This is a genomic window from Pseudoxanthomonas sp. SGT-18 (genome assembly GCF_003931645.1).
Classification (GTDB): Bacteria; Pseudomonadota; Gammaproteobacteria; order Xanthomonadales; family Xanthomonadaceae; genus Pseudoxanthomonas.
Genome location: NZ_RRYJ01000007.1, coordinates 156783 through 176605, shown reverse-complemented (window position 1 = coordinate 176605; position 19823 = coordinate 156783). Strand labels below are relative to the sequence as shown.

Below are 19823 nucleotides of genomic sequence, written 5' to 3'. Positions count from 1 at the left end.
CTCAGGCTCCTCGGTACTCGATCAGGCGCAGGTCGACCTCGTCCTCGCCGTCCTCGCGTTGCAGGATGCGGATCGGGGTGGGCACGCCGTCGGCGACCCAGACCAGGGTCTGGTCGCCGTCGCGGTCGCGGCGTTCGACCCGCAAGGCCTCGTAGCTCATGTCGCCCACGGCCAGCGTCTCCGGCGTCTGCCCGACATGATAGACGTGCCCGCGCACGCGGCCGCCGTCGACGAAGCGGTATTCCAGCACCGCGCCGGGGCGGGCGTCGCGCATCAGCGCCAGGTTGATCAGCAGGGCGCTCATGTCCCCCGGCTGCAGCGGCACCGGGCGCCGGCGCTCGCGGCTGATGTCGCCGCTCCAGCGCGCCTGCATCGCGCCCCAGTCGTAGCTGCCGCTGACCTGCTTGCCGAACAGCACCGCGCGCCGCTCGGTGTTCTGGCCCAGGGGGCGGTAGTGGCCGTCGTGCTCGTCGAACAGCGTGCTCTGGTGGATGTTCAGCCGCGCCAGGCTGGCCACGCCGCGCTCGGCGCGCAGGTCCAGCTCGATCGTCCAGTGCCGCGGGTCCTGGCGCACCAGGCGCATGGTGGCGCTGCCGGCGGGGCGGCCGCGGTACCAGGCCTCGTAGGTGGCCTGGAACGGTTCCAGCACGCGTGGCGCCGGCGGCAGCGCGGGCAGGCCGGGCGGCGCCGCTTCCTGCGCACGGGCGGGTTGCGCCTGGAGGGCGCTGGCGGTCAGCAGCAGGAGGGAGGCGAGGATGGGGCGCATGCGGCTCGGGCAGGGGACGACGGGGAAGCATGCCCGCGCGCCGGTGTCAGGCGCGTGATTCCGGCTTCAGGGCGCCCGCGGAATCTAGTTGCAGCGGTTTAAACAGGCACTGACCGTCGACCCAGACCCGTGCATCGCGTTCAGCCAGGCGTCCGGCCACCGCCAGCCCGAGCACCGCGGTGACCAGCCGGTGTTCGTGCGGCAGCAGGCGCGCGGCCAGGGTGTCGGGTGTGTCGCCGGGCATCACCGGGATGCGCACCTGGGCCACCACCGCGCCGGCGTCCAGTTCCGGGACCACGAAGTGCACGCTGGCGCCGTGTTCGGCGTCGCCGGCCTCCAGCGCCCGCGCATGGGTGTGCAGGCCCTTGTACAGCGGCAGCAGCGAGGGATGGACGTTGAGCAGGCGGCCTTCGAAGCGGCGCACGAAGGCATCGCCGAGGATGCGCATGTAGCCGGCGCAGAAGATCCAGTCCGGGCGGCAGGCGGCCACCGCCTCGGCCAGGTCGGCGTCGAACGCGGCGCGGTCGGGATAGGCGCGGGCCTTGCGGCTCCAGCGCAGCTCCGGCGCGACCTTGGCCAGCGCCGGCGCCTCCGGGCGGTCGGAGAACACCCCGACCACCTCGGCGTCGAGGCGGCCTTCGTCGATCGCGTCCAGCACCGCCTGCAGGTTGCTGCCGCGGCCGGAGACCAGTACCGCCAGCCGCGGCTGGCGCCCGCCGGTAGGGGCCATGGGTGCCTCAGGCGATGCGCACGCGCCCGTCGCCGCCGGCGCGCGCGACCACCCGGCCGATGGCGCGGTGCGCCAGGCCCTGGGCGTCGAGCGCGGCGCCGATCGCGGCCAGCGCGTCCTGCGGCACCACCAGCACGAAGCCGACGCCGCAGTTGAAGGTGCGCCACATTTCCTCGTCGGCCACCGCGCCTTCGCGCTGCAGCCAGGCGAACACCGGCGGCAGGACGATGGCCTGCGCCTCGATGTCCAGGCCCAGGCCCTCGGGGATGACGCGGATGATGTTCTCGGTCAGGCCGCCGCCGGTGATGTGGGCCATGGCGTGGATCGCCTCGCCGTGTTCGCGCAGCAGGGCCAGCACCGGCTTCACGTACAGCCGGGTCGGGGCCATCAGCGCGTCGACCAGCTTGCTGCCGTCCTCCAGGACCAGCTCGGCCGGGCGGCCGGCGCGGTCGTAGATGCGGCGGATCAGCGAATAGCCGTTGGAGTGCGGGCCGGAGGAGGCGATGCCCAGCAGCACGTCGCCCTCGCGCACGCGGGAGCCGTCCAGCAGCTGCGACTTCTCCACCGCGCCCACGGCGAAGCCGGCCAGGTCGTACTCGCCCGGCGGGTACATGTCCGGCATCTCGGCGGTCTCGCCGCCGATCAGGGCGCAGCCGGACTCCTCGCAGCCGCGGGCGATGCCGCCGACCACCGCGACCGTGGTGTCCACGTCGAGCTTGCCGGTGGCGAAGTAGTCCAGGAAGAACAGCGGCTCGGCGCCCTGGACCAGGATGTCGTTGACGCACATCGCGACCAGGTCGATGCCGATGGTGTCGTGGCGGCCCAGCTGCTGGGCCAGCTTGAGCTTGGTGCCGACGCCGTCGGTGCCGGAGACCAGCACCGGCTCGCGGTACTTGCCGGACAGGTCGAACAGGGCGCCGAACCCGCCCAGGCCGCCCATCACCTCCGGGCGGAAGCTGCGCCGCACCAGCGGCTTGATCCGCTCCACGACCTCGTTGCCGGCGTCGATGTCCACGCCCGCGTCGCGGTAGGTCAGGGGAGTGGGCGTAGGAGTCTGGCTCACGTCAGGGCCTGCGGCAGCTGCGGGGAAGGGCCGCGATTCTAGCAGCCGCGCCGCGGCCGGGGACGCCCGGCGTCCCGCCTTCGCGCTGCGTCGATTGGCGCGGGCATGCGGTTCGGGCAACAATTCCCCGGTATTCCCCGTCCATCGAGGATCCCCATGCCCGTCCGCCGCGGCCTGACCCTGTTCCTGGCGCTGCTGCTGTGCCTGCCCTTCGCGCCGGCAGCGGCCCAGGACGGGCTGCGCACCGAAGGCGAGGTGGCGGCCGCGCAGGGCCTGTACGCGGCCGAGGTGCAGGTCGGCAGCCAGGCCGATTCGGCGCGCGCGGCCGGTTTCGCCCGTGCCCTGGCCCAGGTGCTGTCCAAGCTCTCCGGCGACCCTGCGGTGGCCAACCGCCCCGGCGTGGCGCAGGAGCTGCGCAACGCCGACGCCTACGTGGAGAGCTACGACTACCGCCAGGACCAGAGCACCTCGCCCGGCGGCGCGCCCACCTTCCGCACCATGCTGGTGGTGCGCTTCCATCCGGAACTGGTCGACGGCCTGGTCTCGGCGCTGGGCCTGCCGGTGTGGGCGCAGCCGCGGCCCAAGCCGGTGGTGTGGCTGGCGATCGACGACGGCAGCGGCCCGCGCCTGCTGGGCACCGGCCAGGTCAATGCCGCGCGTCCGCTGCTGGAGCGCGCGGTCGAGCGTGGCTACCGCCTCGGCCTGCCGTCCGGCGGCGCCGCCGAGCAGGCGGTGGTCGGCGCGATCTGGCGCGGCGACACCGCCGCCGTGGCCCGCGCCTCGGCCCGCTACAGCCCGCCGATGCAGCTGATCGGCAAGATGTACCGCAGCGGTAACGGCTGGGCCACCGACTGGACCTTCGTCGACGCCGGGCGGGTGCTGGCCACCCGCACGGTCAACGAATCCGACCCGCGGCGCGCGCTGTCCAGCGGCGCCGACGTGGCCGCCGACGCGCTGATCCAGCGCTACGCCAAGGTCCCGGTGTCCGAGCCGGCCGGCACCTACCGGGTCGTGGTCACCGGGCTGCACGGGGCCGAGGACTACCTGCAGGTCTCGGCCTTGCTGCAGCGGCTGCCGGTGGTGCGCCGGATCGCGCCGGTGCGCGCCAGCGGCGACCGCGTGGAGTTCGACCTCGACCTGCTCACCGGCCTGTCCGGGTTCGACCGCATGCTCGGCCAGAACGCGCCGGTGGAGCCGGTGGAGGGCGTGCCCGGGGAGTACCGCATCCGATGAGCCGGCCGATGGACGGGCAAGCGGAGATCGCGCGCTTCCTGCAGCAGCTCAAGTGGATCGTGCTGGGGCTGGTCGGCCTGTGGGTCGTCTGGCTGCTGGCGCCGATCCTGACCCCGTTCGTGTTCGGCGCGCTGCTGGGCTGGATGGGCGACCCGCTGGTCGACCGCCTCGAGCGCGCCGGGCGCTCGCGCAACGTGGCCGTGGCCCTGGTGTTCGGGCTGATGACCCTGCTGCTGGTGCTGGCCCTGCTGATCCTGGTGCCGATGCTCGAACGCCAGGTGCGCACCCTGGTGGAGTCGCTGCCGGCCTACCGCGACTGGTTCGTGCAGACCGCGGTGCCGTGGCTGGAGGCGCGCACCGGGCTGGAACTGATGGTGTGGCTGGATCCGGAGCGGCTGGTCCAATGGGTGCGCGAGCACTGGCAGCAGGCCGGTGGCTTTGCCACCGCGGTGTTCGGCTACATCTCCCGCTCCGGCTTCGCGATGGTGGCCTGGGTGGTGAACCTGGTGCTGCTGCCGATCCTGACCTACTACTTCCTGCGCGACTGGGACCTGCTGGTGGAGCGGGTCGCGGCCCTGGTCCCGCGCGACCACCTGGATACGGTCACCCGCCTGGCGCGCGAGTCCAACGACGTGCTCGCCGCGTTCCTGCGCGGGCAGTTCGTGGTGATGCTGGCGCTGGGGGCGATCTACGCGATCGGCCTGCAGCTGTCCGGGCTCAAGCTGGGCTTGCTGATTGGCATGGTCGCCGGCCTGATCAGCTTCATTCCTTACCTGGGCGCGACCACCGGCATCGTCCTGGCGATGGTGGCGGCGCTGGTCCAGGCCCAGGGCCTGGATACCCGGCTGTTGGTGCTGGTGGGCGTGGTGTTCACCGTCGGCCAGCTGCTGGAGAGCTATGTGCTGACCCCGCGCATCGTCGGCGACAAGATCGGCCTGCATCCGGTGGCGGTGATCTTCGCGGTGATGGCCGGCGGCCAGCTGTTCGGGTTCCTCGGCATGCTGATCGCGCTGCCGGCGGCGGCGGTGATCAACGTGCTGCTGCGCTTCGCCGCCGAGCGCTACCGCCAGAGCGGGCTGTACATGGGCGGCCAGGGCTCGCCCTCGATCGTGCTCGGTCCCTTCCCGGAACGCGCGCCGGAACCGCCGCAACAGCCGCCCGCGCGCGGCCAGGGCCCGGAGGCGTGAGCGTTCCCCCCGGCAAGGCCGGCACCCCGCAACTGCCGCTGGCGCTGCGTTACCCGCCCGAGCAGCGCCTGGAGAGCTACATCGGCGCCCCGGCCGGCGCGCTGGAACAGCTGCGCGACTTGGCGCGGCTGCCCGGCGCGGACTGGATCTACCTGGAGGGCGCCAGCGGCGCCGGCAAGACCCACCTGGGCCTGGGCGTGTGCGCCGAGGCCGAGGGTGCCGGCCGGCGCGCGGCCTACCTGCCGCTGCGCGCCGCGCGCGGCCGCCTGCGCGAGGCGCTGGAGGCGCAGGAGGCCGACGTGGTCGCGCTGGACGGGCTGGAGGCCATCGCCGGCGACCGCGAGGACGAGGTCGCGCTGTTCGATTTCCACAACCGCATGCGCGCCGCCGGTACTTCCGTGCTGTACCTGGCCACCGCCGCGCCGCAGGCGCTGCCGCTGGTGCTGCCGGACCTGCGCTCGCGCCTGGGCCAGTGCACCCGCATCGCCCTGCATACGCTGGACGACGAGGGCCGCCGCGCGGTGCTGCGCGACCGCGCCCGCCGACGCGGGCTGGTGCTGGAGGAAGCGGCGATCGATTGGCTGCTGACCCGCACCGGGCGCGACATGGGCCACCTGCTGGGCCTGCTGGAGCGCATCGACCGGGCCTCGCTGGCGGCGCAGCGGCGGGTGACGGTGCCGTTCCTGCGCGGCCTGCTCGACGCCGGCTGAGCCGGCGCCGTCCCCGTATCCGGGTGTCCGGGGTCCTGCGGCCGCGCTCAGTCCGCGCGCAGGGCCTGGTCCAGTGCTGCCAGCCGCTCCGGAGTGCCGACGTCGGTCCAGCGGCCGCGGTGGTGCTCGCCGCTGGCGCGCCCGGCGGCCATGGCCCGGCGCAGCAGCGGCGCCAGCCTGAAGCGCGGCGGGTTGCCGGGATCGCCGTCCACGGTCGCGCGCCAGCCGGCCAGCAGCGAAGGGCGGTAGACGCCGATGCCGGAGAAGGTCAGCCTGGCGCCGCCATCGGCATGCACGCGGCCGTCGTCGTCCAGCACGAAGTCGCCGCCGGGGTGGTGCCGGGGGTTGTCGACCAGCACCAGGTGGGCGTCGCCGCGCGGCTGGCGCGGCAGCCGGGCGAAGTCGTAGTCGGTCCAGATGTCGCCGTTGACCGCGATGAACGGGCCGTCGCCAAGCAGCGGCAGGGCATGCAGCATGCCGCCGCCGGTTTCCAGCGGTTCCGGGCCCTCGTAGCTGTAATGCAGGCGCAGGCCCCAGCGGCTGCCGTCGCCGAGCATCCCGGGGAACCGCTCGGCCAGCCAGGAGGTGTTGACCACCACCTCGTCCACGCCCAGCGCGGCCAGCTTCTCCAGGTGCCAGGCCAGCAGCGGCTTGCCGCCGGCCTCCAGCAGCGGCTTGGGCGTGTGCAGGGTCAGCGGGCGCATGCGTTCGCCCAGGCCCGCCGCGAAGACCAGCGCCTTCATGCGGCCACCTCCGCCATCGCCGGGCGGATGCGGGCATCGAGCAGGCGCTGCAGTGGCTGCAGCTGCGGGTGCCGCGGCAGCACCTCGTCCAGGTAGGCGATGAAGCGCGGCGCGTCGACCAGGTACCTGGTCTTGCCGTCGCGGTGGTGCAGGCGGGCGAAGATGCCGAGGATCTTCAGGTGCCGCTGCACGCCCAGCCAGTCGGCGTCGCGCAGGAACACCGGCAGCGGCGGCACCGGCAGTCCGGCCGCGGCGGCGCGCCCGTGGTAGCGCGCCAGCCAGCCATCGACCCGTTCCAGCGGCCAGGACAGGAAGGCGTCCTTGAACAGGCTCACCGGGTCGTAGGCGATAGGGCCGACCACGCAGTCCTGGAAATCCAGCACCGCCGGGCCGGGCTCGACCGGCATGAGGTTGCGCGGCATGAAGTCGCGGTGCACGACCACCCGCGCCTGGGCCAGGGCGTTGTCCATCAGCCGGCGCTGCACCAGCTGCAGCTCCTCGGCCTCGCCGCAATCCAGCTCGATGCCCAGGTGGGTGCGCAGGAACCAGTCCTCGAACAGGCCCGCGTCGCGCTGCAGCAGGGCCTCGCCGAACACGCCCATCGCCGGCGGCGGGGCGATCGCCTGCAGCTTCAGCAGCTGGCCGACGGCGGCGTCGAACCAGGCATCGGCGTTGCCGTCGTCGATGACCTGGGCCAGGGTCGGGCCGCCCAGGTCCTCCAGCAGCAGGAAGCCCTGCTCGACGTCGCGCGCCAGCACCTGCGGCACGCGCACGCCGCCGGCTTCCAGCAGGTCGCGCATGGCCAGCCACGGACGCACGTCCTCCAGCCCGGGCGGCGAGTCCATCACGATCCGCGAAGCACCGGCGCCGTGGCTGCGCCAGTAGCTGCGGAAGCCGGCGTCGGTGGAGGCACGCTCGAGGGTGGCGGCCGGATCGCCGAGGGCGGCGCGCGCCCAGGCCAGGCGCTGCAGCTCGCGTTGGGAAGCGGTTTGCGGGTTCATGCGTGGGTGTCGGCGGGGATCGGCACAGGGTAATCGCCGCGCGCGTCCGCGGCGAGGCGCCGGCGCCGCAAACGCGAAGCGCCGGGGATTGCCCGGCGCTTCGCGTCATGCAGCTTGCCTTCGGATCAGCAGCAGCCGTGGCCGCCGTGCTGCTCGCCGCCGGCCACCGCGCCGACGCCGGTGGTCTGGCCGCGCAGGCTGGCGCGGTAGTGCTCGGCGATCACGTGCGACACGCACTGGGTCACGCGCTTGCCCATCGGGATGTGCAGGAACTCGTTCGGGCCGTGGGCGTTGGAGTGCGGGCCCAGCACGCCGGTGATCATGAACTGCGCGCCGGGGAACTTCTCGCCGAGCATGCCCATGAACGGGATCGAGCCGCCTTCGCCCATGTACATGGCCGGCTTGCCGAACGCGGCCTGCGAGGCCGATTCGATCGCCTCGGTCAGCCACGGCGACTGCGCCGGGGCGTTCCAGCCGGTGGAGGCCTTCTCCAGCTCCAGCTCGACGTGGGCGCCGTTCGGCGGATCCTTCAGCAGCACCTCCTTGAGCAGCTCGCCGGCCTTCTTGCCGTCCAGGGTCGGCGGCAGGCGCAGCGACAGTTTCACCGCGGTGTACGGGCGCAGCACGTTGCCGGCCGAGGCCAGCGGCGGCATGCCGTCCACGCCGGTGACCGACAGCGCCGGGCGCCAGGTGCGGTTGAGCACCAGCTCCGCCGGGTCGTCGGACATGGCGCTCATGCCCTTGAGGAAGGGGAACTTGCTGAAGACCTCGTCGCGCAGGGTCTCGGCGACCTTGCGCGCCTGCTCCACGCGCTCGGCCGGGACCTCCACGTGCAGGCCCTCGAGGATGATGCGGCCGGTGTCCTCGTCCTCGATCCGCGACAGCAGCTGGCGCAGCAGGCGGAAGCTGGAGGGCACCACGCCGGAGGCGTCGCCGGAGTGCACGCCTTCGCTGAGCACCTTGACCGTCAGGTTGCCGCCGGCCAGGCCGCGCAGCGAGGTGGTGCACCACAGCTGCTCGTAGTTGCCGCAGCCCGAATCCAGGCACACCACCAGCGAGGGCTTGCCGATGCGCGCGGCCAGGTGGTCGACGTAGGCCGGCAGGTCGTAGCTGCCGGACTCCTCGCAGGCCTCGATCAGCAGCACGCAGCGCGCGTGCGGGATGTTCTGCTCGCGCAGGGCCAGGATCGCCGCCAGCGAGCCGAAGATCGCGTAGCCGTCGTCGGCGCCGCCGCGGCCGTAGAGCTTGTCGCCGCGCAGCACCGGCTTCCACGGACCCAGGTCCGGATCCCAGCCGGTCATCTCCGGCTGCTTGTCCAGGTGGCCGTACAGCAGCACGGTGTCGTCGCCCGACTCGGGGCCGGTGGCCGGCACTTCCACGTAGATCAGCGGGGTGCGGCCTTCCAGCTCGACCACTTCCACCTGCAGGCCGGGGATCGGCTGGGCGCGCGCCCAGGACTCCATCAGCTTCACCGCCGCGTCCATGTGGCCGTTGGCCTTCCAGTCCTTGTCGAACATCGGCGACTTGTTGGGGATGCGAATGTACTCGACCAGCTGCGGGACGATGTCGTCGTCCCACTTGGCGCCGATGAAACGCGCTGCGGCGGCGGGGTCGAGGCGTGCGATGTCCATGGAAACTCCGGGAAAAATTGGATGGCGCCATTCTACGCCCCGGCGTGGGGCGGGGATTTCCTACAGATGAATGCAGCATTCCCGGTCAACGCAATGCGCTGCGCGGCGATGGCGGCCGCCCACGGCCCGGTCCAGACTGCGGCTACCGGGAACCGGCCGGCAGGACGCCAGCCCCCGGGTGCCATCCAACCGCTACAAGGGAGTGTCGCCATGAAGTTCCTTTCCCATCCGCGTCCGCTGCTGCTGACGCTGCTGCTGATGGTGGCCGCGGTGTTCACCGCCTCGGCCGCCGACAAGGTCGACATCAACACCGCCTCGGCCGCGCAGCTGGAGGCCGTGCTGGTCGGCATCGGCCCGTCCAAGGCCGAGGCCATCGTCGCCCATCGCAAGGCCAATGGTCCGTTCAAGAGCGTGGACGAGCTGGCCCTGGTCAAGGGCATTGGCCTGAAGACGATCGAGCGCAACCGCGACCTGATCACCGTCGGCGCGCCGGCGAAGGCGGCCACCGCTCCGGCCAGGCCCGCCGCGGCCCCGGCTGCAGGCAAGGCACCGGAGCAGGCGCCGGCGAACCCGGCGGTGGCGCGACGCTGAGCACGCCTGCGCCGTGGCGCGGCGCAGGTGTCCGATGCCCGGGCGTCGCAGGGAGGCGCCGTCCGGAAACTGCACGCCAGGCAAGGCGTCAGTGCAGTTGGCCGTCCGCGCCGCACAGGGAGGTGCGGCCGGGCGGCATCTTTTCGCTTGCCTTGTCCGGTGGGGAAGCACCGCCGGGCTGCGATCCGCTGCCATGCGCAGCCGGTGCTGCGGCACAATCGGCGCATGCCCAATTTCGGTCCTGCCCGGCACCTGCCGGCCCACGAGTACGTCCGCGAGCGCTGGCACAACGGCGCCGGCTGGACCCGCCGCATCCTGCGCCTGCCGGCGGAGGGCAACTGGGACCTGAGCCTGTCGATTGCCGATATCGAGGAGGCAGCGGCGTATTCGTCCCTGCCGGGCGTGGAGCGCGAGCAGGTGCTGCTGTCCGGCGACGGGCTGCGCCTGGAATTCGCCGATGGCGGGCAGGCGACCCTGCTGCCGCCGCACCAGCGGTTGCGCTTTGCCGGCGACCGGGCCGTCACCGGGATCCCGCTGGATGGCCCACCCGTGCGCGCCTTCAACGCGATGTGGCGCCCGGACGTGCTGGAGGTGGACCTGCTGCACCGGCCGCTGGTGGGCGGCATGTTCTGCTTCTGCGATGCCGCCACCGCCTGGGCCGTGTACCTGCTGGGCGGGCGGGCGCGGGTGGGCGCGGACGGCGTGGAGTTCGACCTGGAAACCGGCGACAACGCCTGGCTGGCCGCGCCCGCGCGGCAGCGCTTCCTGCTGGACGGGGCTGGCGAGGCCTTGCTGCTGCGCGTGCGCCGGGCCGGGGCCGCGGCGGCGGCTCAGTAGACGTCGCGGCGGTAGCGTCCCTGCTCGCGCAGGGCGTCGCGCCGTTCCGCGCCCAGGATCGTGGCCAGGGCCGTGTCCACGGCGGGGGCCATGGTGCCGGCACTGCCGCAGACCAGGATGGTCGCGCCCGCGTCCACCCAGGCGGCCAGTTCGGCGGCTGCGGCGCGCAGGCGGTCCTGCACATAGGCGCGGTCGCCCTCGCGGGAGAAGGCCAGGTCCATCCGTTCCAGCCAGCCCGCCTCCTGCCAGCGGCGCAGCTCGTCGCCGAAGAACAGGTCGCAGGCCGCGTTGCGTTCGCCGAACAGCAGCCAGTTGCGGCGCGCGCCGGCGGCGATGCGCGCGGCCAGGTGCGCGCGCAGGCCGGCGATGCCGGTGCCATTGCCGACCAGCACCAGCGGGCGGTCCGCGGCCGGCGGGTGGAAGCCGGGGTTGCTGCGCAAGCGCAGGTCCACGGTCCCGCCCACGGGGACGTGGCGGCACAGCCAGCCGCTGCCCAGGCCGGGCGTCCCGTCCTGGCGGTACATCTCGCGCACCAGCAGCTGCAGCCGGCCCTCGGCCGGGATCGAGGCGATCGAGTATTCGCGGTGCGGGAGGCGCTGCAGGCGCGCGGCCAGGGCCTGCGGGGCCAGCCCGCGCACGCCGTCCGGATCGGGCAGCACGCTGCGCGCAAGCAGGCCGGCAAGCGGCTGCGGACCATCGCCGGCGTCCACCTGCGCGGTGCCATCCAGGCCCGTGGCCGCCAGCCACGCGGCGACCTGCTGCGACGGATGGCCGGGGCCGATCTCGGCGATGTCGCCGGGCTGCCAGGCCGGCAGCGCGCCGGAGGCCGGCTGCAGCGACAGCGCATGCACCGGGCCGCCCTGGCTGCCGGGGTTGAGCAGCTGGCGCGCGGCCAGGCGCCACGGGTGGTAGGCCGGTGCGCTCCAGTCCGCGGCCGCGGCATCGCCGCCGATGCGCGCCACCTCGTCCTGCCAGCGGCGCAGCGCCGCCTCGTCGGCGTTGTCCACCTCCACCCGGTCGAACAGCGGGAGCGCGCCGCGGTCGCGCAGCCACGCGTCCAGCTGGCGGCCGAAGCCGCAGAACGCGGCGTAGTTGCGGTCGCCCAGGGCCAGCAGCGCGTATTCCAGGTGGGCCAGGTCGCGGTCGTCCATCCGCCGCAGGAAACCCAGGGCATGGTCGGGCGGATCGCCCTCGCCGGTGGTGCTGGCCACGAACAGGGCACGGCGGGTCGCGGCCAGTCGCGTGGCGTCGACCTGGTCCAGGGGCAGCACCACCACTTCGCGACCGCCCGCGCGCAGCATCGCGGCGCTGCGCTCGGCCAGCGCGGAGGCAAAACCCGTCTGGCTGGCCCAGGCCACCAGCACCGCATCGCCGCCGGTGGAGGCCGCGCTCGCCGGCGCCGCGGACCTGCCGTTGCGCAGGCAAAGCGCGGTGGCCAGCAGCCAGGCGGCGGCGATGGCGGCCGCCAGCCAGCGGCGGTCCGCGGACGGCGCGGCCGGCCACCAGTCGTCGCCATGCAGCGGCAGCAGCAGGCACGCGCCGAGCAGCAGCAGGGCCAGCAGCGCCAGCTGGCCGAACAGCGCGGTGCGGCTGGAGCCGGAGGCGGGATTCATGCGGCCAGGTGGCGGCGGAATGCCGGGGTCATCGTTTCCACCGGGCCGGCGGGGGTGCGGCTGACGAAGCGCGCGGCCAGGCCGTGCTCCCCGGCGAAGTGCAGTCCGGCCTCGGCGCCCATCACGGTCAGCGCGGTGGCCCAGGCATCGGCGTGCATGGCGTCGGCGGCCACCACGGTGACCGCGGCCGCGGCCTGGTGCACCGGCGCGCCGCTGCGCGGGTCGAAGGTGTGGGAATAGCGCTGGCCGGCGTGCTCGAAGTGGTGCCAGCGATCGCCGGAGGTGGCCACTGCCGCGTCCTCCAGCGCCAGCACCCGCGGCGGCAGCTGCGCCACCGGGGTCTCCAGGTCGGGTTCGGCTTCCACCAGCACCTGCCAGGCGTTGCCGTCGGGCTTGCGGCCGTAGGCGCGGATCTCGCCGCCGACTTCCACCATGGCCGCGGCCACGCCGCCGGCACGCAGGCGCTCGGCCGCCAGGTCGGCACCGAAGCCCTTGGCGATGGCGGAGAAGTCCAGGGCCAGGCCGCCAGGCTGCAGCAGCTCGCGGCCGCCGGCGCGGCGTTGCAGCCGCTGCCAGCCGGTGCGCGCACGGGTTTCGGCCAGCAGCTGCGGCGGTGGCACCCGCGGCGGCCGCCCGCCGGCGCCGAAGCCCCACAGTTCCACCAGCGGGGCGACGGTGGGATCGAACGCGCCGCCGCTGGCCCGGGCCACGTCCAGGGCCGCCTCCAGCACCCGGGCGAAGGCTTCCGGCAGCGCCTGCCAGCTGCCGGCCGCGGCGCGGCGGTAGCGGCTGATGTCCGAATCCGCTTCCCAGGTGCTCATCTGCGCCACCACCTCGTCCAGCGCGCCCTGCACGATGGCGTGCAGGGCGTGCAGGTCGGTGGAGGCGCGCACGGCCACGCGCGCGCTCCAGGACGTGCCCATGGTCTGCCCGCCGAGGCTGGCCAGGCCCGCGGCGGCAGCCGGCTGCGTGGTGCCCATGGACCGGCGCTTACTGCGGCAGGACTTCCAGGGTCGCCACGTACACCAGGCGGCGCTTGCTGGCCTTCGGCACGCGGGTGTTGCCGTCCTCGGTCGACGCTTCCAGCCAGTAGCGGCCCGGCTGCGGGAAGGTGATGGCGATGCTGCCGTCCTGGCCGCTGGTCGCGCGGATCTCTTCCTGGGCGTTGCGGTAGCGGGTGTCGCCGCGCACCACCTCGACCTCCAGGCCGGCGGCCGGCTTGCCGTCGACGTGCAGGACGAACTTCGCCTCCTCGCCGGCGAACAGGTCGTTCGGATGGGTCACCGGCACCAGCTCCAGGCCCTCGCCCAGCGGCCTGATGTCGGTGGTGCGGCCGTTGGTGACGAAGGTCTCCACCCGGCCGAGGGTCTCGGTGACCTGCACGTTCCGCGCGTCGGCCGGGATCTTCGCCGCCAGCTCCTCGGGCCTGGCGTTGCGCAGGAAGCCGCCGCGCGGCGCGCCCTGGCCGGTCACCGGCTTGCCCTCGGCCCTGGCCTTCGCCTTGGCCGCCAGGCTCTCGGCGGTATCCCAGCTGGCCGACACGCCGCGGTTGACGTTGGCGATGCGGTACGTGCCTTCCTGCTGCAGGTGCAGGTCGAAGGTGCTGCGGTACTTGCCGGTGCTGGCGTTCTGCAGCGGCACCTGGCTGCCGTCCGGGGCGGTGGCGACCACGTTGTCCAGGCGCATCGGCACGTGGTCGGGGAAGAACAGCTGGTTGGAGACGGCGGCGTCGAAGGTCACCCACACGTCCTGGCCGGCGACCGTGGCCTGCGAGGGCACGAGCCACTGCTTGTGCGCGGCGGCGGAGAAGGGCAACGCCAGCGCCAGGGCGAGGACGAACGCATGTTTCTTCATCGTTGGGCTCCTTGGATTCACTTGATCGCCAGGCTGACCGCGCCGAGCTCGCTGCTGCCCTGGGCCTTGCCGGACTGGGCGCCGCGGGCCGGCCAGGTAAAGGGGATCTTCAGCAGCTCGCGGCCGCCGACTTCGCGCACCGCCTCCACCACCAGGGTGTATTCGCCGGCGGACAGCTTCTTCAGCTGCGGCGCGTTGGCGTCGACCCTGATCGTGTGCCTGCCGACCGGGCGGGTCGGGCCGGTGACGCCGTCCACCGGCAGGTCGAGGTTGCGCCCCGACTTGCGCCACCACTGGCGCAGGTCCGGCAGCCACTTGGTGCCGTGGCCCTCGGCGGTGTCCTTCAGCTGGTACCACACGGCCAGATCGGCCGCGGCCTTGCCGTCGGCGCCCTCGATCCACACCGCCACGTAGGGGCGGTGGTACTCGGCCACGTTGAGCTTGGGAATCTCCACCGAGACTTCCAGCTCCGCGGCGTAGGCCGGCAGGGTCAGCAGCCCGGTCACCGCGAACAGCAGCTTGGCGCGCATCGGTCGTACCTCGTCAATGGATGAAGATCAGGATCAGCAGCAGCGGCACCACCAGGCCCAGGCCGACCAGCGGCCAGGTCATGCGCCGCTGCCGCGCATGCAGGTGCAGCAGGAACAGGCCGGTGACGCAGAACACCAGGCAGGCGATGGCGAACACGTCGATGAACCAGCCCCAGGCCGGCCCGGCGTTGCGGCCCTTGTGCAGGTCGTTGAGGAACGAGACCAGGCCGCGCTCGGTGCGCTCGAACTCGACCTCGCCGGTGGTGCGGTCGATGCTCAGCCAGGCATCGGCACCGGGCGAGGGCATGGACAGGTAGGCCTCGTCCTGCGACCACTCCGCCGGCCGCCGCCCCGCGCCGACCGACAGTTCCTCGGCCAGCCACGCGGCCACCGCCGGAGGCAGCGGCGCGTTGCCTTCCTCCGGCGCGTCTGCCAGCGCCTGCAGCAGCGGTTCCGGCAGGCGTGCGCTGCGGTTGTCGACCTGCGGCGCGGCCTCGATGCGCGCGGCGTGGTTGAGGGTGATGCCGGTGGCGGTGAACAGCAGCATGCCCACCAGGCACACCGCCGAGCTGATCCAGTGCCACTGGTGCAGCGTGCGCAACCAGAAGCCGCGCCTGCGCTGGGCGGTCACGGGGTCGTTGCGGGTCGGAGTTGCGGGCACGTCTGCAGGGGGTCGGGGAAGGCAGGGGAGTATAGCGGTCGAGAACGATTCTCATCGGTTAACGCTCGCGGGGCCGGATGGTTGACCCAGGCCCCGCCCGCTCAGAACTGCACGTTGAGGCTCATCCAGACGCTGCGGGCCTTGTCCTTGTTGTTGTAGTCGTCCAGGTACAGCACCTCGTTGGTGCCGTCCTCGTACACGCCGTCGCCATCGAGGTCGCGGAACTCGGTGGCGTAGGTGGTGAAGTCGCGGTCCAGCAGGTTGTTGATGCGGGCATTGAGCGTCACCGCCTCGCTGATCCGCCATGCGCCGCCCAGGTGCAGCACGGTGTAGTCGCGGTAGTACAGCGGCTCCTGGGTGATGGCGTGGAGGCCGCGGTAGCGCTTGCCGCGCGATTCGGCCGCCAGGAACAGGCTGAGCGCATCGCTGACCTGCCAGTCGAAGGTGGCGTTGGCCATGTGCCTGGCGCTCTCGCCCAGCGGCAGCCCGGCCTGGGCGCCGCTGCGCTGTTCGCTGTCGGTCCAGGTGTAGTTGCCGCGCAGGGCGAAGGCCTCGCCGACCTGCCAGCGGCCGGCCAGCTCGGCGCCCTGGATCACCACCTTGTCGATGTTCACAGTGCGGGTGCTGTTGGCGTAGCCCAGGCCGGCGTATTCGCCGGTGTCCGAGCAGGCCAGGGCCAGGCCGTTGCCGCAGGGCTGCGAGGAGATCTTGTCGTCGAAGGTGTTGCGGAAGACGGTGGCGTTGAAGTCGTGGCCGTCCGGGTGCTGCCAGTAGGCGGCCAGCTCGTAGCTGGTGCTGGTTTCCGGCTGCAGCGCCGGGTTGCCGAACATCGGCGAGGTGCCCTGGCCGCCGAAGCCGACCACGCCGTCGTACAGCTGGGTGGTCTTGGGCGTCTTGAAGCCGGTGCTGGCGCCGCCCTTCAGCGTCCAGGCCGGGCTCACCGTGTACACCGCGTACAGGCGCGGGCTGACGTGGCTGCCGAACACCTCGTGGTCGTCGTAGCGGATGCCACCGGTCAGCGAAAGCCGCTCGACCGGCTTCCAGGTGTCCTCGGCGAACAGTGAGTGCATGTTGTGTTCCTGCCTGCCGCCCGGGCGTCCGGCCTCCATGCCGAAAACGCCGTCGGTCAGCTCGCCGCGCACGACCTGGGTGCCGACCACGGCCACGTGTTCGCCAGCGGCCTGGAACGGGATGTCGAGCCTGGCGTCGAGGGTGTACTGGCTGCTTTCCAGGGTGCGCGGCGGGCGCGGCAGGTAGGCCAGCAGCTGCCGGTACTGCTCCGGCGAAAGGTTGGCCTGCATGATCGCCAGCTTCTGCGCTTCGGACTGGTTGTTCCAGGCATTGGCGTTGCGGAAGCCGATCGCCGCACCCGGGGCGCAGTAGCCGCCGGCGCCGACGCTGCCGCCCAGGTTGGTGCAGGCGGCGTTCCACAGCTGCTGCAGCTGCCGGCGCTCGGCCACGGTGAAGGGCAGGGTGCGGCCCCTGTTGTCGGTCTCCACATAGGCCAGCGAGACCAGGCTGGTGCCGAAGGACCAGCTGCCCTCGTGGGTCAGGGCCCAGCTGTCGCGGGTGAATTCCTGGGTCGGGGCGTATCCGGCGCGCGGTTCGATGCGGCCGTTGTTGCCGATGCGCAGCATCGCCCCGTGGTTGTCCACGGTGCCGACCGGGTATTCCTCCACGCCCTCGTCGTTGGTGCGGATGGCGTTGTCGTATTCCTGGCGCGAGGTGTCCACGTCCAGGGTGAGGCCCTGGCTGTCGGTCGGGGTCCAGGCCAGGCTGATGCCGCCGGCCTTGTTGGTGTTGTCCACCGTCTTGCCGCCGCCGCCGAAGCCGAGGGCGCGGCTGTGGCGCTCGCCGGACGGATCGGTCACGTCGCCGTAAACCGGGTTGGAGGCGTCGCGCCGGTACCAGCTCCCGCGCACGGACAGGTCCAGTTTGCCGGGCAGCAGCGGGCCGGTGAGGTGGAAGTCGGCGGTGGAGTCGTCGCCGTAGGCATGGTCGGTCTCGAAGGTGCGGCCCAGGGTCAGCGAGCCAGCCCAGGTGTCCAGGCCCTTGCGGGTGATGATGTTGATCACCCCGCCCATGGCGTCGGCGCCGTAGAGGGTCGACATCGGGCCGCGGATCACCTCGATCCGCTCGATCGCGTCCAGCGGCGGGATGTGGTTGAACTGGTTGCCGCCAAAGTTGTTGGGGTAGATGTCGCCGTGGTTGTTCTGGCGGCGGCCGTTGATGAGGACCAGGGTGTAGTCCGGGCCCATGCCGCGCATGGAGATCGTGCCCTGGCCGGTCTTGTCGCGGGTCTCGCCGATATCCACGCCTTCCAGGTCGCGGACCGCGTCCAGCAGGGTGATGTAGGGGCGGCGGGCCAGGTCCTCGCGGGTGATGACGCTGATGCTGGCCGGAGCGTCGACGATCTTCTGCTCGAAGCCGGTGGCGGTCACCACGACGGCGTCGAGGTCCTTGGCCGCCGGCGCGGGGGCCGGATCGGCCAGCGCCGCGGGAGCGGCCAGGATCGCGGCCATGGCCAGGGGCAGGGTGGCGGGACGGGACGGGAGCAGTCGTTTCGGCATAAGGGTGGTCTGGTATGTGCCTGGGTGGGCGCATGCCTGGGCGCGGCCGGGACGGCCCGGTGGCGCGTGGGTCTGCAGGAAATGGGGGAGGCGGCCGCCCGGGACGGGTGGCGCCGGGGCATCAGGCCGTGGGCGGGGCCTGGCCGGGGTGCAGGGCCAGCGCGGGATCCGGGTGCGCGGGTCCGGCCGTGCTGGCGGCGGCGGGGCAGGGGCCGGCGGTGCGCGCACGCGCGACGGCCAGGCCTGGCCACGGCAGGGCGGCAGCGTCGCCGGAGACGGTTTGCGCGGAGCCGGTCGGGCGCGGCTTCCTGGCCGGGGCGCGGCGGTGCTCGCCCCGGGTGTCCGGGACGTCCGGGGCGGCAGCGACAGCGTGTACCGAAGGGGCGTGGTGCGGGGGAAGGCTGGCGTTGCCCGGGCGGAGAAGGAGGCCGGTGGCCAGCACCAGCATGGCCAGCAGCACGGTCAGCACCGCCACGGCCGCCGATCCGCTGCGCGGATGCGGCGGAGCCGCCACGGACGGGCGGGCCTGGACGGAGTGCTGGAGCCTGTTCACACATTTCCCCGATGCGCGGCCCTGGGCCGACCGCGGCATCTTAAACGGGAATGGTTCTCAAATGCAACGGAAAACGGGTCCCGTCTGGCTCAGGTTTCGGCCCATTGCCGCAGCAGGTTGTGGTACACGCCGGTCAGCTGCAGTACCGCGGCCTGGTCGGCGCCGCTGCGGCGCAGGGCCTGGATCGAGCTGTCCAGCTCGAACAGCAGGCGGCGGCGGCCGTCGTCGCGGACCATGCTCTGGATCCAGAAGAACGAGGCCAGGCGCGCGCCACGGGTCACCGGGTTGACCTGGTGCAGGCTGGTGGACGGGTACAGGATCAGGTCGCCGGCCGGCAGCTTCACCTCGTGCTCGCCATAGGTATCGCTGACCAACAGCTCGCCGCCGTCGTATTCCTCCGGGTCGCTGAGGAACAGGGTGCAGGACACGTCGCTGCGCAGCTGCTCGCCCTGGCCCAGGTCCATCACCGCGCCGTCGACGTGGAAGCCGTAGGTGCCGCCGCCGACGTAGCGGTTGAAGCGCGGCGGCAGGTACTTGAGCGGCAGTGCGGCGCTGAAGAACAGCGGATGCTTCGCCAGGGCGGTGAGGATGGTCTCGCCCAGCTCGCGTCGCAGCGGCGAGAACTCGGGCAGCTGCTCGTTGCGCTTCACCTGGGCGCCGAGGTGGCCGACGGTCTCGCGGCCGTCGGTCCAGTCGGCCTGTTCCAGCTTGCGCCGGAATCCGGCGACCTGGTCCCTGGTCAGGACTTCGGGGATATGCAGCAGCATGGCTTACTCCGGTGCATGGGCCGCGACCAGTGTGCGGATTTCGGGATGGGGCGAGGTGGCCAGCTCCGGCCGGATGCGTTCCAGGAACGCCGGGCTGCCATCGGCCAGGGCCTGGCGCAGCAGGGCCACCGCGGCGGCGACCTCGCCCTGATGCAGCAGGATCGAGGCCAGGTTGGCCTGGCCGCGGAAATCGCCGGCCTCTGCGGCGCGGCGGTACCAGTCCAGCGCGGCCTGCGGGTCCGCCGGCACCACGCGGCCTTCCTCGAGGTAGCGGGCCACCAGGTTCATCGACTTGGCATGGCCCAGCGCGGCGGCGCGCGCGTACAGGGCGTATGCGCCGGCTTCGTCGCGGGGCAGGCCGCGGCCGGTGGCCATCAGGTTGGCCAGATTGTACATGCCCCAGTCCAGGCCCAGCCCGGCCGCGCGCCGGTACCAGACCGCGGCCAGGGCCGGGGTGGCGGGCGTGCCTTCGCCCAGCTCGTGGCAGCGGCCGAGCATGTTCATCGCCAGGGCGTCGCCGTTGTTGGCGGCCACCTGGTACCAGAGCACGGCCGCCTCCGGGTCGCGCGCGGTGCCGCGGCCTTCCACCAGCATCTGCGCCAGCAGGGTCTGCGCCGCCACCGTGCCGGCCCTGGCCAGGCGGGCGACCTCGGCAAAGGCCTGTTCCGGGGCGTCCTTCAGCAGCCCGGCCAGGGCTTGGGCGTCGAAGGCGGGCGGTGTGGCGCTGGCGGGAGGCGTGTCCATCGGACGGGGGGCGGCAGGTGGCCTGCCGCCCCGCGGGCA

The 19823-nt window shown here is 72.8% G+C and carries 20 protein-coding genes; 5 read left to right on the top strand and 15 right to left on the bottom strand.

What is annotated here, in order from left to right:
• Position 1: 1 nt before the first annotated feature.
• From EIM47_RS11165 to purM, 3 genes are read right to left on the bottom strand one after another with little or no spacing between them, the layout of a single operon-like run.
• Entirely contained in the window at positions 2-766 is a 765-nt protein-coding gene (locus tag EIM47_RS11165) for a DUF3108 domain-containing protein (RefSeq protein ID WP_028915341.1), read from the bottom strand.
• A gap of 46 nt (positions 767-812) precedes the next feature.
• Positions 813-1496: a phosphoribosylglycinamide formyltransferase gene (gene purN / locus EIM47_RS11160; protein WP_019397481.1), complete on the bottom strand. Its 684-nt coding sequence runs from the start codon at positions 1494-1496 to the stop codon at positions 813-815.
• Between the two features lie 7 nt (positions 1497-1503).
• The gene (purM, locus tag EIM47_RS11155) at positions 1504-2532 is read right to left on the bottom strand and encodes a phosphoribosylformylglycinamidine cyclo-ligase (protein WP_125076947.1); all 1029 of its coding nucleotides are present in this window, start codon (positions 2530-2532) and stop codon (positions 1504-1506) included.
• Between the two features lie 177 nt (positions 2533-2709).
• On the opposite strand from purM, the gene EIM47_RS11150 reads away from it, so the two are divergent.
• From EIM47_RS11150 to hda, 3 genes are read left to right on the top strand one after another with little or no spacing between them, the layout of a single operon-like run.
• Positions 2710-3792, top strand: coding sequence for a DUF2066 domain-containing protein (locus EIM47_RS11150; RefSeq protein WP_240626219.1), 1083 nt, complete (start codon positions 2710-2712; stop codon positions 3790-3792).
• 8 nt (positions 3793-3800) lie between these two features.
• A complete protein-coding gene (locus tag EIM47_RS11145) occupies positions 3801-4979 on the top strand; it encodes an AI-2E family transporter (protein WP_125076925.1) in 1179 nt (392 codons plus the stop codon).
• Complete coding sequence (gene hda / locus EIM47_RS11140) at positions 4976-5689, top strand: DnaA regulatory inactivator Hda (RefSeq protein ID WP_019398141.1); 714 nt, start codon at positions 4976-4978, stop codon at positions 5687-5689. Before EIM47_RS11145 ends, hda begins: the two co-directional genes overlap by 4 nt.
• Positions 5690-5736: 47 nt before the next feature.
• Here hda and murU read toward each other — a convergent pair whose 3' ends face one another.
• The 3 genes from murU to EIM47_RS11125 form a co-directional block, all read right to left on the bottom strand.
• Positions 5737-6432, bottom strand: coding sequence for an N-acetylmuramate alpha-1-phosphate uridylyltransferase MurU (murU, locus tag EIM47_RS11135; protein ID WP_019398140.1), 696 nt, complete (start codon positions 6430-6432; stop codon positions 5737-5739).
• Complete coding sequence (locus EIM47_RS11130; protein WP_019398139.1) at positions 6429-7433, bottom strand: phosphotransferase; 1005 nt, start codon at positions 7431-7433, stop codon at positions 6429-6431. The genes murU and EIM47_RS11130 overlap by 4 nt, the downstream gene beginning before the upstream one ends.
• 125 nt (positions 7434-7558) lie before the next feature.
• A complete protein-coding gene (locus EIM47_RS11125; protein WP_125076924.1) occupies positions 7559-9064 on the bottom strand; it encodes a M20 family metallopeptidase in 1506 nt (501 codons plus the stop codon).
• A gap of 210 nt (positions 9065-9274) precedes the next feature.
• Between EIM47_RS11125 and EIM47_RS11120 the strand changes: the two genes are divergently transcribed.
• Together EIM47_RS11120 and EIM47_RS11115 are read left to right on the top strand one after the other, a co-directional pair.
• Positions 9275-9655 carry a helix-hairpin-helix domain-containing protein gene (locus EIM47_RS11120; RefSeq protein WP_019398137.1) on the top strand — a complete coding sequence of 127 codons (381 nt, stop codon included), beginning with the start codon at positions 9275-9277 and terminating at the stop codon, positions 9653-9655.
• A 225-nt stretch (positions 9656-9880) separates the two neighbouring features.
• Positions 9881-10492, top strand: a complete 612-nt coding sequence (locus tag EIM47_RS11115; RefSeq protein WP_125076923.1) for a HutD family protein — start codon at positions 9881-9883, stop codon at positions 10490-10492.
• Here EIM47_RS11115 and EIM47_RS11110 read toward each other — a convergent pair.
• The 9 genes from EIM47_RS11110 to EIM47_RS11070 form a co-directional block, all read right to left on the bottom strand.
• On the bottom strand, positions 10486-12105 hold the full coding sequence (locus EIM47_RS11110) for a sulfite reductase flavoprotein subunit alpha (RefSeq protein ID WP_125076922.1): 1620 nt from the start codon (positions 12103-12105) through the stop codon (positions 10486-10488). The two genes, EIM47_RS11115 and EIM47_RS11110, sit on opposite strands and share 7 nt — an antisense overlap.
• Complete coding sequence (locus EIM47_RS11105; protein WP_125076921.1) at positions 12102-13085, bottom strand: FAD:protein FMN transferase; 984 nt, start codon at positions 13083-13085, stop codon at positions 12102-12104. Before EIM47_RS11105 ends, EIM47_RS11110 begins: the two co-directional genes overlap by 4 nt.
• A 10-nt stretch (positions 13086-13095) precedes the next feature.
• Positions 13096-13959, bottom strand: coding sequence for a DUF4198 domain-containing protein (locus EIM47_RS11100; protein WP_125076920.1), 864 nt, complete (start codon positions 13957-13959; stop codon positions 13096-13098).
• A 17-nt stretch (positions 13960-13976) separates the two neighbouring features.
• On the bottom strand, positions 13977-14489 hold the full coding sequence (locus EIM47_RS11095) for a DUF2271 domain-containing protein (RefSeq protein WP_019398132.1): 513 nt from the start codon (positions 14487-14489) through the stop codon (positions 13977-13979).
• 13 nt (positions 14490-14502) lie between these two features.
• Positions 14503-15150, bottom strand: a complete 648-nt coding sequence (locus EIM47_RS11090; protein ID WP_019398131.1) for a PepSY-associated TM helix domain-containing protein — start codon at positions 15148-15150, stop codon at positions 14503-14505.
• A gap of 101 nt (positions 15151-15251) precedes the next feature.
• On the bottom strand, positions 15252-17720 hold the full coding sequence (locus tag EIM47_RS11085) for a TonB-dependent receptor (RefSeq protein WP_125076919.1): 2469 nt from the start codon (positions 17718-17720) through the stop codon (positions 15252-15254).
• 121 nt (positions 17721-17841) lie between these two features.
• Positions 17842-18195: a hypothetical protein gene (locus EIM47_RS11080; protein WP_125076918.1), complete on the bottom strand. Its 354-nt coding sequence runs from the start codon at positions 18193-18195 to the stop codon at positions 17842-17844.
• A 167-nt stretch (positions 18196-18362) separates the two neighbouring features.
• Positions 18363-19040, bottom strand: coding sequence for a Fe2+-dependent dioxygenase (locus EIM47_RS11075; RefSeq protein WP_125076917.1), 678 nt, complete (start codon positions 19038-19040; stop codon positions 18363-18365).
• Between the two features lie 3 nt (positions 19041-19043).
• On the bottom strand, positions 19044-19784 hold the full coding sequence (locus tag EIM47_RS11070) for a tetratricopeptide repeat protein (protein WP_125076916.1): 741 nt from the start codon (positions 19782-19784) through the stop codon (positions 19044-19046).
• Between the last annotated feature and the right edge of the window lie 39 nt (positions 19785-19823).